The organism is Nitratireductor rhodophyticola, assembly GCF_019891355.1.
GTDB lineage: Bacteria > Pseudomonadota > Alphaproteobacteria > Rhizobiales > Rhizobiaceae > Nitratireductor > Nitratireductor rhodophyticola.
The window spans coordinates 193,472-205,741 of the sequence record NZ_JAHSSF010000005.1 but is presented as its reverse complement, the minus strand read 5'-3'; the positions used below and the strand labels follow the sequence as shown (position 1 = coordinate 205,741).

At 62.2% G+C, this 12,270-nt stretch carries 14 protein-coding genes; 13 read left to right on the top strand and 1 reads right to left on the bottom strand.

Annotated features, from left to right (window positions below; translation table 11 throughout):
- Window positions 1-4 precede the first annotated feature (4 nt).
- From KUG85_RS19400 to KUG85_RS19340, 13 genes are all read left to right on the top strand, one after another.
- Window positions 5-844 (top strand): dihydroorotate dehydrogenase electron transfer subunit, encoded by an 840-nt coding sequence (locus tag KUG85_RS19400; RefSeq protein ID WP_255606484.1) that lies wholly within the window; start codon window positions 5-7, stop codon window positions 842-844.
- Window positions 838-1,782: a dihydroorotate dehydrogenase gene (locus KUG85_RS19395; RefSeq protein ID WP_223006421.1), complete on the top strand. Its 945-nt coding sequence runs from the start codon at window positions 838-840 to the stop codon at window positions 1,780-1,782. Before KUG85_RS19400 ends, KUG85_RS19395 begins: the two co-directional genes overlap by 7 nt.
- A complete protein-coding gene (locus KUG85_RS19390; RefSeq protein ID WP_223006420.1) occupies window positions 1,779-3,062 on the top strand; it encodes a Zn-dependent hydrolase in 1,284 nt (427 codons plus the stop codon). The genes KUG85_RS19395 and KUG85_RS19390 overlap by 4 nt, the downstream gene beginning before the upstream one ends.
- A gap of 101 nt (window positions 3,063-3,163) precedes the next feature.
- Complete coding sequence (locus KUG85_RS19385; protein ID WP_065817806.1) at window positions 3,164-3,859, top strand: orotate phosphoribosyltransferase; 696 nt, start codon at window positions 3,164-3,166, stop codon at window positions 3,857-3,859.
- Between the two features lie 19 nt (window positions 3,860-3,878).
- Window positions 3,879-4,205, top strand: a complete 327-nt coding sequence (locus KUG85_RS19380; protein ID WP_223006419.1) for a hypothetical protein — start codon at window positions 3,879-3,881, stop codon at window positions 4,203-4,205.
- A 171-nt stretch (window positions 4,206-4,376) separates the two neighbouring features.
- Window positions 4,377-4,862, top strand: a complete 486-nt coding sequence (locus KUG85_RS19375; protein WP_065817804.1) for a TRAP transporter small permease subunit — start codon at window positions 4,377-4,379, stop codon at window positions 4,860-4,862.
- Window positions 4,859-6,409: a TRAP transporter large permease gene (locus KUG85_RS19370; protein WP_223006418.1), complete on the top strand. Its 1,551-nt coding sequence runs from the start codon at window positions 4,859-4,861 to the stop codon at window positions 6,407-6,409. Before KUG85_RS19375 ends, KUG85_RS19370 begins: the two co-directional genes overlap by 4 nt.
- Before the next feature lie 24 nt (window positions 6,410-6,433).
- A complete protein-coding gene (locus KUG85_RS19365) occupies window positions 6,434-7,492 on the top strand; it encodes a TRAP transporter substrate-binding protein (RefSeq protein WP_223006417.1) in 1,059 nt (352 codons plus the stop codon).
- Between the two features lie 106 nt (window positions 7,493-7,598).
- Entirely contained in the window at window positions 7,599-7,991 is a 393-nt protein-coding gene (locus KUG85_RS19360; protein WP_223006416.1) for a hypothetical protein, read from the top strand.
- Between the two features lie 65 nt (window positions 7,992-8,056).
- A complete protein-coding gene (locus tag KUG85_RS19355) occupies window positions 8,057-8,551 on the top strand; it encodes a copper chaperone PCu(A)C (RefSeq protein WP_223006415.1) in 495 nt (164 codons plus the stop codon).
- Window positions 8,551-9,156, top strand: coding sequence for an SCO family protein (locus tag KUG85_RS19350; RefSeq protein ID WP_223006414.1), 606 nt, complete (start codon window positions 8,551-8,553; stop codon window positions 9,154-9,156). Before KUG85_RS19355 ends, KUG85_RS19350 begins: the two co-directional genes overlap by 1 nt.
- Before the next feature lie 9 nt (window positions 9,157-9,165).
- Window positions 9,166-10,593 carry a PepSY-associated TM helix domain-containing protein gene (locus KUG85_RS19345; RefSeq protein WP_223006413.1) on the top strand — a complete coding sequence of 476 codons (1,428 nt, stop codon included), beginning with the start codon at window positions 9,166-9,168 and terminating at the stop codon, window positions 10,591-10,593.
- A gap of 90 nt (window positions 10,594-10,683) precedes the next feature.
- The gene (locus tag KUG85_RS19340; protein ID WP_065817798.1) at window positions 10,684-11,058 is read left to right on the top strand and encodes a hypothetical protein; all 375 of its coding nucleotides are present in this window, start codon (window positions 10,684-10,686) and stop codon (window positions 11,056-11,058) included.
- 14 nt (window positions 11,059-11,072) lie between these two features.
- Here the strand turns inward: KUG85_RS19340 and KUG85_RS19335 are convergent, their stop codons facing one another.
- Window positions 11,073-12,083, bottom strand: a complete 1,011-nt coding sequence (locus KUG85_RS19335; protein WP_223006412.1) for a sugar-binding transcriptional regulator — start codon at window positions 12,081-12,083, stop codon at window positions 11,073-11,075.
- Between the last annotated feature and the right edge of the window lie 187 nt (window positions 12,084-12,270).

The following is a 12,270-nucleotide window of genomic DNA, read 5'->3' as shown; positions in this document are numbered from 1 at the left end:
GGAAATGCCAGAAAGGATTGAAACGATGGACGACGTGCCGTCAATCAAGGCTTTCGAGCTGCCGCTCTCGGTCAAGAGCAACGAGCCGGTCAATGGCGAATACCGCCTGCTGGTTCTCGCGGCGCCGCGCGATATATTGAAGCGCTGCCGGGCAGGGCAGTTCTTTCATCTCCTGTGCCCGCAGGCGGGTGGCGAAACGCCCTATCTGCGCCGACCCATGAGCATTTACGGCTTCTATCCCGAAAAGGGGGAGCTGCACTTCCTCTACAAGGTAACGGGTGCCGGCACCCGTGCGCTGGCCTCGCTGGCGCTCGGCGACAGGCTGAATGTTCTCGGCCCTCTCGGCGAACCCTTCACCATTGCCGATGACTGGCAGGATCTTGTGCTGGTGGCGCGCGGCGTTGGGCTTGCCACGCTTGCCCCGCTGGCGCTCGAGGCCAACCGTCTTGGTCGCAGGCTCACCGCGATCTGCAGCGCGCGCCATCCCGATTATCTGATGTCGACGGATTATTTTGCGTCGCTCGGCGCGGATGTGATCACGCTGACCGACGCGGAAGGCACGTCCGATCTCGACAATCTCGAACGGGTTATCGAGGGGCTGGTCGCGACCGGCCGCGCCGATGCGTTTTACACTTGCGGTTCCAACCGCATGCTCAGGCTGTTGCAGACCATCGGCGAACGCCACGGCATTCCCGGCCAGATCGCGCTGGAACAGCAGATGGCCTGCGGCATCGGCATGTGCCATTGCTGCGTGCGCCCGTTCAATCGTGGCGACCGGCAGGTGCATCTGCGCGTGTGCCGCGAAGGCCCCGTCTTCGACATGATGGAGGCGATCGCATGGTAGATCTTTCGGTCGATATTTCCGGGCTCAAGCTCAAGAACCCGATCATGCCGGCATCCGGCACCTTCTCCGAGGATCTCGCGGAGGTGTTCGATCTCGACCGGCTTGGCGCGCATGTGACCAAGACCATCACCCGTGGCTGGCGCGACGGCAATCCGACGCCGCGCGTCTGCGAGGTGAACGGATCGATGCTCAACTCGATCGGCATTCCGAGCAAGGGCGTCGGGGCTTTCATCGAGAAGGTCGTGCCTTTCTATGCCCATTACGAGACACCGCTGGTCGTCTCCATTTCGGGCAACACGGCGGACGAGTTCGCAACGCTGTGTTCCGAGGTCAGCGTGCCCGGCGTCGCGGCCATCGAGGTCAACATATCGTGCCCAAACATCGAGGAAGACGGCAAGGCGTTCGCCATCCGCCCGTCTTCCACCCATGATGTGATGCGCAAGCTGCGCGCGGCGACCGATCTGCCGCTCTGGGCGAAGCTCACACCCAATACGGGCGAGACCTCTGAAGTGGCGCGCGCTGCGGAAGAGGCTGGCGCCGATGCGCTGGTGGTGGCCAACACCATCCTTTCCATGGCCATCGACATCAACACGCGCCGGCCCAAGCTTGGCAATCTGATGGGGGGACTGTCGGGCCCCAGCCTCAAACCCATCGCTCTGCGCATGGCCTATCAGTGTGCGCGGGCGACCAGCATTCCCGTCATCGGCTGCGGCGGCATTTCCACGGTGGAAGACGTGATCGAATATCTGATCGCCGGGGCATCCGCCGTTCAGGTCGGCACCGCCACCTTCATTCACCCGACGATCATGCTGTCGCTGATCGACGGTCTGGAAGACTGGCTTTCCAATCAGGGGCTTTCGTCGGTGAAAGACCTGATCGGCACGGTGATCGATGGCGAACAGGACGAGGCTGTCGTCTTCATGGAAGCGGCGCCATGAACGCGCAGCCCGCTCCTTTTGCCGATGTCCGGGCTCAGGATCACGCACTGGCCGCGCGGCTTTTCGACGATGTTGCGCGTCTGTCACCGGATGTGGAGGGCGTCAGCCGCCCGGCCTTTTCCGAGATCGAGACCAGGACGCTGAAATATCTAGAAGACGTAGCGAAGGCCGAGGGGCTGGCGGTCTGGTATGATGCAGGCTGCAACGCGCTTTTCTCGCTTCCGGAAGACCGCGATGCCGAGCGTGTCGTCGTCGTCGGCTCCCATGTGGACAGCGTGCCTTTCGGCGGAAACTTCGACGGGCTCGCCGGCGTTGTCGCGGGGCTCATCTGCCTGATCCGCGCTCGGCGCGAGGGGCGCCGTTTTGCAAAACCGGTGCATGTGCTCGCCATGCGTGGCGAGGAAAGCGCCTGGTTCGGCCCGTGCTATATCGGCTCGAAAGTGCTGACCGGCACGCTTTCAAAGCGCGAGCTTGAAGAAACCCACAAGGGCGATGGTCGTACGCTGGAAGCGCATATGGCCGATATCGGCCTGCCGGTCGAAGATATCCGGGCGCAAAAGCCGCTCATGGATGTCAGCCGGATGGAGGCCTATCTCGAACTTCACATCGAGCAGGGGCCGCTCCTGATCGGCAAGAATATTCCGGCAGCCGCTGTCTCGGGTATTCGCGGCAATATCCGCTACCGCTCGATCACCTGCCACGGCGAGGCCGGCCATTCCGGCGCGGTGCCGAAGGCCTACCGGCGCGATCCGGTTCTCGCCATGGCCGATCTTCTGGTGCGGCTCGATGAAAGCTGGACGACGATCCTCAACAAGGGCGACGATCTGGTGCTCACAAGCGGCATCGTGGCGACAGATCCAGAAAAACACGCCATGTCGCGCATTCCCGACCGTGTGTCCTTCAGCCTCGACATGCGCAGCCAGAAGCCGGAAACGCTGGACGACATGCGCGCGCTTCTGAAGAGCGAGATCAAGGAGATCGAACGCGACCGGCGGGTGCGGTTCGAGCTTGGCGAAGAGCTCCGTGTCGAGCCGGCGCTGTGCGACAGGGGGCTGGTCGCCGGCCTTGAAGAGGCCATGCGCCAGGTCGGACAGGAGCCCTTCGTCATGCCGAGCGGCGGCGGGCACGACGCAGCCGTGTTCGCCGCTGCCGGCGTTCCCTCCGCGATGGTGTTCGTGCGCAACCGGAATGGCTCGCACAATCCGCAGGAAGCGATGGAGATCGACGATTTCCTTGCCGGCGTGGATATCCTTTCCGCTTTTCTTGAGAGGGCGGAGTGATGGTGCGTTTTCTACCGGAAACGAATCTCCTCATTCCCGGGCTGGTTCAGGCGGGAGATAGCTGTTAGCGAAAAGGCCCGAACAACGAACAGGACCACGACATGTTCTCCAACACCTTTCCCGACCGGACTGCCATTTCTCAAATGGTCGCCCGCATGCTTCTGGAGATCGAAGCGGTGCATTTTCGCGCCGAGCAGCCGTTCACGTTCACGTCTGGTCTTGCAAGTCCGGTCTATATCGATTGCCGCAAGCTGATCTCCTATCCGCGCGTTCGCGCTGCGATCATGGATTTTGCCGCTTCCGTCATCTTCCGCAATGTTGGTTTCGAGCAATTCGATGCGGTGGCGGGCGGCGAGACGGCTGGCATTCCCTTTGCAGCCTGGCTTGCCGAGCGCATGGGCCTGCCGATGCAATATGTGCGCAAGAAACCGAAAGGCTTTGGCCGCGATGCGCAGATCGAGGGTGCATTGAGCGAAGGCGCGCGCGTGCTGCTGGTCGAGGACCTGACCACCGACGGCGGCAGCAAGATCAAGTTTGCCGAGGCCGTGGCGCGCACCGGCGCGCAGGTCACCGACACCTTTGCCGTGTTCTATTACGACATCTTCCCCGACACGCCGAAGCGGCTTGAAGCTGCCGGCATGCGGTTGCATCATCTGGCCACCTGGTGGGATGTGCTCGCCGTCTGCAAGGAAGAAAATCGCTTTTCGCCGGAAACGATCGCTGAGGTCGAAAAATTCCTGAATGCGCCGACAGAATGGTCGGCGAACCATGGCGGCATTTCAGAACTGCCGCAGTAAATCCCAAAGGACCTGGATCATGTTTGAGACGTTTTTGAAGGATCTGAACGAGCAGGGCGGAAGCGTTCGCGCCTATGAAGGCTGCGCGGTCAAGGCCCACGCCCGCATCACCAGCGAGCCGGAAAACGCCGCTGCTCTTCTGCTCATCGCCTATGCGGCGCAGCGTTTCGTGGAAGCCTATGACGACCAGCCGCTCACCATGACGGCGGCGGACGAAGAGCTGGAGCTCTTCACCGAGATCGTCAACAGGCTCGATGCGGCTTTCAAGGACGGGTCCGAGGCTGAAAAGCTGTCCGCCCTCAACAAGGCTTCGGCGCGTCTCGCTGCGACGATCAAAGCCGGATAACAGGCTCCAAACCACTGGCATGTCGTGCGCTCGCCGGGTTTCTCCGGCGAGCGATTTCGTTGTGCGCCGGTCACGGGCAAATACCCGTTTCCTTTCCTCCACGCATGCGATAGCGTCGCGCCCGAATTCGCATGGGAGCCCGGTTTGCATCTGTATTTGAGGTTTTGCGCCGTGCTGGATCGGCTGGCGACGGCGTTTTGTGTCATTGCCTGCCTGGCCCTGACGGCCAGCGTGCTTGCCATCGTGGTGATGCGCTATGGTTTCGGCATCGGCTTCATCGAGCTGCAGGATTTCGCTTCCTACACATTTGCCGTGCTTCTGATCTTCTCCGTGCCGGTCTGTCTTCGCAGGGGCGGGCATGTGCGCGTCGAGGTTCTTTCTGAGAATCTTTCACACACCTACGCGCGTATCGCGGATGCGGTTGCAGTGCTCCTGTTTCTCATACCGGTGTTCGGGCTGATCATCTGGGCCGACTGGGCGGATCTCGCCTATTCCTGGTCCATCCGCGAGGCTTCGGTCGAGACGGGTGGGCTTCCAGGCCTGTTCATCGTCAAGACGGCCCTGCCGCTCGGGGCCGCGATGATGATCCTGCAGGGGATCGCCATGGTGCTCGCGCCGGACGCACAACGCACCGCCGAAGACGAGCCGGCCCTATGACCCTTTCGGAACTGTTTCTGTGCCTGATGCTGGTCGGGCTCTTCGCCGGCATTCTGAGTGGCATTCCGGCCATGCTCGCCATTGCCGGTGTGCCCTTTGTCGTCGCGGTCATTGCCAGCCTCTTCGGCGCGTTCGATCTGTCTTTTCTCGATTTCTTTCCAAGCCGCGTCTGGGGCGTGATGAGCAACACGCTTTTGATGTCGGTGCCGCTGTTCATTCTGATGGGGGTGGTGCTGGAGCGGTCGCAGCTTGCCGAGCGCATGCTCGAGGTCCTGCGCGAGATGCTTGGCGCATCGCCGCGCGGCCTTGCCCTTTCCGTGTTGCTCTTTAGCGCGCTCATAGCGGCATCCACCGGCATTGTCGGCGCGACGGTCGTCATGCTGGGCCTCGTCAGCCTCCCCGCCATGCTGCAGGCGGGGGTTTCGCCGCGCGTGTCGAGCGGCATTATCTGTGCCAGTGGCACGCTGGGCCAGATCATTCCACCTTCCATCCTGCTCGTGCTTCTGGGCGATCAGATCGGCAACACCTATCTGGAAGCGCAGCAGAAGGCCGGAAATTTCGCGCCCGACGCCGTTTCCGTGGGCGATCTCTTCGCCGGCGCGCTTTTGCCGGGGCTGCTGCTCGTTGGCCTCTATGGTGTCTATATTCTATTCACGCTGCGTGGTGCCCACGGAGCCGTTGAGAATACCAGCCGCAAGCGGGTTCCGCTGAGCCGTATTCTGGGCGTCTTCCTGCCGCCGCTCCTGCTAATTCTGGCAGTGCTGGGGTCCATTCTCGGCGGGGTTGCCACCACGACGGAAGCGGCGGGACTGGGTGCCGTGGGCACGATCCTGCTCGCCGGTTACACACGCGGCGGTGTTGGCCGCGCCGGGCGGGGCGTCATCCTCTCTGCTGTTGTCGCGGGCGGCATTCTGGTGTTCCTGCGCGCTTTCGGGTTTGTACCGCCATCCGGGCTAGGCACTCCGGCTGGCTTCGTTGCGCTCCTTGCTGCCGCGCTGATCGCCGCAGGCGTCGTTTTCGCTGGCTGGCGGCTGATGCGTACGGATATTCTCGTTCCCGCCGTCATCGATACGCTGCGCATCTCCGGCATGGTGTTCGGCATCGTCATCGCCGCCTCCATGCTGTCTCTGGTGTTTCGCGGTTTTGGCGGCGATGAGCTGGTGGCCGGTTTTCTGGAGCAGGTGCCGGGCGGCAAGTGGGGGGCGCTCGCGCTGGTCATGGTGGTCGTCTTCTTCCTCGGTTTCATCCTCGAGGCCGTGGAGATCATCTACATCGTTGTGCCGCTGCTCGGCGCGCCCATTCTGGCCACGGATTTCTCGCCCGTCTGGTTCGCCGTCCTGCTCGCCATGAACCTGCAGACCTCGTTTCTGACGCCGCCCTTCGGCTTCGCGCTTTTCTATTACCGCTCGGTTGCGCCGCGCAGCATCACCACCCTGGAGATCTATCGCTCGGTGATCCCGTTCGTGGCCATACAGCTTGTCGCTCTGACGCTTCTCATCACATTCCCGGCTGTGGTTACATGGCTGCCGGACATGCTCTTCAGATAGTCGTTGTTCAGGAGGAAACCCGACATGAAACGCAGAACATTCCTTACGGCTGGTGCCGGCGCCACGGCTGCGGCGCTCGCCACCCCGGCCATTGCGCAGGGCAAGATCGAGTGGAACCTGCCCACCAGCTTCCCCAAGAATGCGCCGGGCGTGGGCACGAATGTCACCGGCTTTGCCGAGAAGGTTGCCGCCATGTCCGATGGCCGCCTCACCTTCAAGGTTTTCGGTGGTGGCGAGCTGGTGCCGCCCTTCGGCGTGGAGGATGCCGTGCAGCAGGGCAAGGCCCCTGTCGGCCACAACCCGCCGTATTATGCAGCCGGCAAGAACCCGTCGCTGCACTGGTTCACCGCCGTGCCCTTCGGCATGACGGCAGCCGAGCATTATGCATGGCTGCGCTATGGCGGCGGTCAGGAGCTGTGGGACGACATCTACGCCCAGCGCAACCTGAAGCCGCTTTATTCCGGCAATTCCAACACGCAAAGTGCAGGCTGGTTCAAGTCCGAGATCAAGTCGCTGGACGACCTCAAGGGTCTCAACATGCGCATCGCCGGCCTTGGCGGCGAGATGTATCGCAAGCTCGGCGTCAACGCCGTTCTGATGCCCCCGCCGGAAATCTTCCAGGCGTTGCAATCGGGTGCGCTTGACGCGGCTGAATGGGTCGGGCCGTTCCTCGATCAGGCGTTCGGCCTGCAGAAGATCACCAAGAACTGCTACCTGCCGGCCTATAACGAGCCGAGCGCAGCACTTGCCATCGTCTTCAACAAGGACGCATGGGCCGAGCTTTCGCCCGACCTGCAGGCGATCTGCGAGGCGGCGGCTCTTGCCGCAAGCCAGGAAGCGCTTGCCCAGTTCGATTATCACAATGCCCGCGCCATGGCCGCGCTCGAAGCCGAGGGCGTCATCTTCCGCGATGTGCCGGACGATGTGGCCGAAGGGCTCAAGAAGGCATGGGAAGAGGTTCGTGACGAACTGACCGCCCAGAGCGAAGATGTTGCCCGCGTGCGCGAGAGCTATGACACCTTCCTGGCGGAAAGCGTGAAATACGCCAACGCCATGAACCTGCCGCTGCTCAAGCGGCGCTAGGAGTATCCGATACCACAGTGGGCGGTGCCGCCCACTGTGGTCCGGCTGCCGCATTCGTCGCAGTGACACGGTTGCGGAAATGTGGCACCACACGCCCATGAAGCCGATGCGTGACATGCTGAAGGATCGCCTTGCGACTGGCCTGATTGCCGGTCTTCTGGCCTATTTCCTCATCATGCAGGGTTTTGCCGCCGCCTTCGCCCAGGGTGCGATGGCAGGCACTGGCGGCATCCCCGGTTTCATTATCTGCACGCCGAGCGGCATTGGCCTTGCCGAAAGCGATGGGTCTGCGCCGGCGCGCAGCGCGCATGACTGTTGCACCACGCTTTGTCAGGCAGGCTGTGCCGTATCGCCGGCCCTGCCGGGTGAACATGCGGGGCTCGACTGCGCCGCCCGTGATGCTTTCTCCATTGCGCGCCTGCCCGGTGCGCTAATTCTTCATCCTGTTGCGCTTGGCTTTCTTGCAGAGGCGCGCGCGCCACCGGCTTTCTCCATCTGACGCATTGAATGATGAAAACGTCCACGGGTGACCGTGGCCGGTATCTGCGCTTATGGAGACAAGACATGCGCTTTTTAATCCGTACCCTTGCGGCTGCAATGCTGTTCATTACCGTCCCCGCAATCGCTGGCGATTACACGCTCGGCAAACTGGAGCTCGACCAGCCCTGGACCCGTGCGACACCGCCCGGTGCCAAAGCTGCAGGCGGCTTCGTTACCATCGTCAATGGCGGTGAAGAAGACGACCGTCTGATCAGCGCCGAGGCCGCTTTTGCGGGCCGGGTGGAACTGCACACGATGGACATGGCCGATGGTGTCATGAAGATGCGCCATCTGCCCGATGGCATCCCGGTGCCGGCGGGCGAGGCGGTCAATCTCGCCCCGGGCGGCCTGCATGTGATGTTCATGGAGCTGAAGAAGCCGATTGCCGAAGGAGCGCCGGTTCCCGTCACGCTCACCTTCGAGAAGGCGGGCTCAATCGAGGTGGAGATGTCGGTGGCGAAACCGGGCGCACCTGCCCCTGAAGGCCACAGCCCCATGCATGGCGAGAGCAAGAACTGATGTCTCGCCGCTCGCTTTCAATCCTGGCCGGCGCGGTTCTCGCGCTGGTCCTTGCCATCGTGGCTGTGGCGACGATGAACATCACCCCCGGCGGCAGGGCTGGCGGGGGAACCGGCACCGCCGATATTGGCGGTGCGTTCACGCTCACTGGAGAGGGCGGAGAGGCCGTCACCGAGGCTGATTTCCTTGGCAAGCCCACGGCGATCTTCTTTGGCTTCACCTTCTGTCCGGATGTCTGTCCGACCACGCTATTCGAGCTGTCAGGCCTGATCGAGGCGCTTGGACCGGAGGCGGACAGGCTGAACTACGCCTTCGTTTCCGTGGACTGGGAGCGCGACGGTCCGGAAGAGCTCGCCCGGTACACGTCGAGTTTTGATGATCGGATCCGGGGGCTTTCCGGAACAAAGGAGCAGATCGAAGCCGTAACCCGGGCTTACCGCGTCTATTACAAGAAAGTCCCGACGGAAGGCGGCGACTACACGATCGACCATACGGCATCGGTCTATCTGATGAACGCCGAAGGCGGCTTCGTCGGCACGCTGTCCTACGGCGAGGTGCACGATTCCATGCTGGAAAAGCTCAAGCGTCTGGCAACGCAGGGCTGAGGGGGGATTATGAGCAATACCGATACACAGGCGCTCCCCGACCTGCCGCCGCACGAGGCGACCGGCAAGACGCTGAGGCGCAAACTCTATCTGGCGGCATGGCGCTGGCATTTCTATGCCGGTCTCTACGTGGCGCCTTTCCTGGCGATGCTCGCCATTACCGGGCTGATCATGCTCTGGGTGAGTGCCATAGACGGTCGTGATGGCGAAAAGATTGGCGTGACGCCGCAGGGTGCGCAGACCAGCATTCTTGCACAAGCCTCCGCCGCGCAGACAGCGCTGCACGAAGGCCATGTGGTCGAATATATCGCGCCCACCGCAGCCGACCGCGCCGCCGTTTTCCGCGTCGATAGCGGAGGTGAGGCGATGATGGTTGCCGTCGATCCCTACACGACCGAGGTTCTGGACATCTGGAACAGGCAGGCCGGCTGGTACGACTTCGCGTCCGACATTCACGGAACGCTGCTGATCGGCGATCTGGGTGACCGGTTGATCGAAATAGCCGCCGGTTTCGGCATCGTGTTGATCGCCACGGGGCTTTATCTGTGGTGGCCGCGTGACGGGCAAGGGCCTGGCAAGGCACTTCGCCCCGATCTCGGTGCGCGGGGCCGCTCGTTCTGGAAGTCCCTGCACAAGACCACGGGGCTCTATGTCGCTCTCATCCTTCTCGTCTTTCTCATCAGCGGCCTGTCCTGGGCCGGCGTCTGGGGAGAAAAATTCGTTCAGGCATGGAGCACCTTCCCGGCGGAGAAATGGGACAATGTGCCTCTTTCCGACAAGACGCATGCCTCGCTCAATCATGGAGCGACCAAGGATGTGCCCTGGGCGCTGGAGCAGACGCCGCTTCCTGCGTCGGGATCTGATGCAGGCCGTGCCGGACTGCCGGCTTCCGGCCCGTTCAATCTCGATGAGATCGTCGCGTTCGGGCGCAGCCTTGGCTATGAGGGGCGGTTCCGTGTCGCCACGCCGCGCGGTGATACAGGCGTGTGGACGCTTGCTCAGGATTCCATGAGCAACGATTCCACCGACCCCGCGTCCGACAGGACGGTGCATATCGATCAGTACACCGGCAACATTCTCGCTGATGTGGGCTTTGCCGACTATTCGCCGGCGGGCAAGGCGATGGCAGTCGGTATCGCTTTCCACGAAGGCGACATGGGGCTGTGGAACCTCGTGCTGAACACGGTGTTCTGCCTGTCGGTCATCTTCCTGTCGGTCAGCGGCCTCGTCATGTGGTGGATGCGCCGGCCCTCGCGCGCGCTGCGGCTCGCCGCTCCGCCGCTACCGGCCAACCTTCCTCTGTGGAAAGGGGCGGTGGTCGTGATGCTTCTGGTGTCACTGCTGTTTCCATTGGTGGGCATCACGCTGCTGGCCCTTCTTGCGTTTGATGTGCTGGTGATCCAGCGTGTTAAACCCCTTGCACGCCTTCTTGCCTAACGCGTTGTTTGAAAGTGGTATCGCCGGGCGGCGCTTTCCGATTGAGCGCCGCCCGCTCTCGTCCTATGATCGCCGCGAATGGAGAGTGCGATGCAAAGCGAAAAGCCCCCGAGAGTTTCGTCTCTGATCAACAAGGTTCTGGCCAACGCGCCGCAGCCGAACGATATCCGCCTTCTGGCGCAGCGCCTGCATGACCACGCGCTTGAGCCGCGCTCGACGCCGGAGGAGACGCAGGCCCTCGTGACGGACCTGGGCTACAAGAACATCGCGGCCTTTTGCGAGGCTGCCGGCCTACCGAGCCATCTGGCGGATCGCTGGGAGCGCTTTGGTATTTCCGGAGAGATGCGCCAGGTGCTTTTGCTGCTGGCGGCCCAGCGCCGCGCCATGGTCGAGGCGGTGCGCGAGTTCGAAACCATCACCCATGTCGGTCTCGATGATTTCATGCGTGAGCGCGGCCTGATCTGACTGACTGTCGGCTTTCAGAGCCGGTCTTCATCTGCCTTTTCAAGCAGCATCCTTGCAGTCGCGGCATCCGTGATGAGTGCCGCTGCAGACACCGTGCGCAGGGCCGCCAGGATTGCGGAAACCTTCTGTTCGCCGCCGGCAGCGAGAATGACATGCGGAATGCGCGCCACGACATCGAGATCGATCGCCATGATCCGCTGGTTCACCTCATGATCGACCATCTGTCCCGCCGCATCCACGAAATAGCAGAGGATGTTGGCCACCGCGCCCCTGTCGCGCAGCGGTTCGATCAGTGCCTTCGGCACGATGCCGTGACGGAAAATCGTGGCGTCGGGTGAGATCGCGCCCACGGTCAGGAGCGCCATATCCGCCCTCGCGGCGCGTTCGCGCACGTCACGCAGGGATGGCTGTTCCCACAGACGTTCGCGCAGGTCTGGATCATCCACCACCACCGGCGCGCTGATCTGGTAGCTGTCCACTTTGAAGCGCTCCGCCACCTTGGTGGCGACAATGGAGGGATTGACCCATTTGGAATGCGGCAGGCTGCCCACAAGTCCGATCACGGTCGAGCCGGTCAATTCGCGCTGTGCCATGAAGCTCAGGCTCGAATGCAATGTCGCGCCGCCGCCGATGGCCAGCGTCATGCCGGGCTTCATCTGCTCTTCGAGATAGCGTGCCACGGCATGCCCGATCGCCCGCTCGAGATTGTCTTCTTCCTCCGGGGCGGGCACCACGATGGCGCTTTTCAGGCCCCAGCGCTTTTCCAGTTGCCGCTCCAGTGCCACTTGCTCGGCCGTATCGGCGTTGATCGTGGTCACCACCATATGGCTCTCTGCACTGGCCGCGAGCGCCCGCATCACCTTCATCCGGCTCACATTGAGCAGGCTGGCGATCTTTTCCTGCGTCAGGCCTTCCACATGATAAAGCCAGGCCATCTTCACATTGATGTCGGCGGAAGACAGCGTCGGCTCGTCTGCCGGCTTCTTTTTGCTTTTTCGCGGCACGGCGGTGATTCCCTCTCTCATCGCGCAATGGTTTTAGCACAATGCGACTCTGCCCGCGGTTCATTTGGTCGGCAAATATGCGAAATTTTATTGCGTTCTTTTGTTATTGACGAAAAACATATGTTCATATTCAATACCAGGGCGCTTTTGTTACAAGCCTGTCATATTGCGCATGCAGGGGAGGAGCTCCGGAGCGAGATGCCCGGAG

Coding starts and splice junctions, on each gene's coding strand:
- KUG85_RS19350 (WP_223006414.1), top strand. CDS start 8,551: ATGTCTCGCCGCTCGCTTTCAATCCTGGCCGGCGCGGTTCTCGCGCTG.
- KUG85_RS19345 (WP_223006413.1), top strand. CDS start 9,166: ATGAGCAATACCGATACACAGGCGCTCCCCGACCTGCCGCCGCACGAG.
- KUG85_RS19370 (WP_223006418.1), top strand. CDS start 4,859: ATGACCCTTTCGGAACTGTTTCTGTGCCTGATGCTGGTCGGGCTCTTC.
- KUG85_RS19395 (WP_223006421.1), top strand. CDS start 838: ATGGTAGATCTTTCGGTCGATATTTCCGGGCTCAAGCTCAAGAACCCG.
- KUG85_RS19400 (WP_255606484.1), top strand. CDS start 5: ATGCCAGAAAGGATTGAAACGATGGACGACGTGCCGTCAATCAAGGCT.
- KUG85_RS19365 (WP_223006417.1), top strand. CDS start 6,434: ATGAAACGCAGAACATTCCTTACGGCTGGTGCCGGCGCCACGGCTGCG.
- KUG85_RS19355 (WP_223006415.1), top strand. CDS start 8,057: ATGCGCTTTTTAATCCGTACCCTTGCGGCTGCAATGCTGTTCATTACC.
- KUG85_RS19360 (WP_223006416.1), top strand. CDS start 7,599: ATGCGTGACATGCTGAAGGATCGCCTTGCGACTGGCCTGATTGCCGGT.
- KUG85_RS19340 (WP_065817798.1), top strand. CDS start 10,684: ATGCAAAGCGAAAAGCCCCCGAGAGTTTCGTCTCTGATCAACAAGGTT.
- KUG85_RS19380 (WP_223006419.1), top strand. CDS start 3,879: ATGTTTGAGACGTTTTTGAAGGATCTGAACGAGCAGGGCGGAAGCGTT.
- KUG85_RS19335 (WP_223006412.1), bottom strand. CDS start 12,083: ATGAGAGAGGGAATCACCGCCGTGCCGCGAAAAAGCAAAAAGAAGCCG.
- KUG85_RS19385 (WP_065817806.1), top strand. CDS start 3,164: ATGTTCTCCAACACCTTTCCCGACCGGACTGCCATTTCTCAAATGGTC.
- KUG85_RS19390 (WP_223006420.1), top strand. CDS start 1,779: ATGAACGCGCAGCCCGCTCCTTTTGCCGATGTCCGGGCTCAGGATCAC.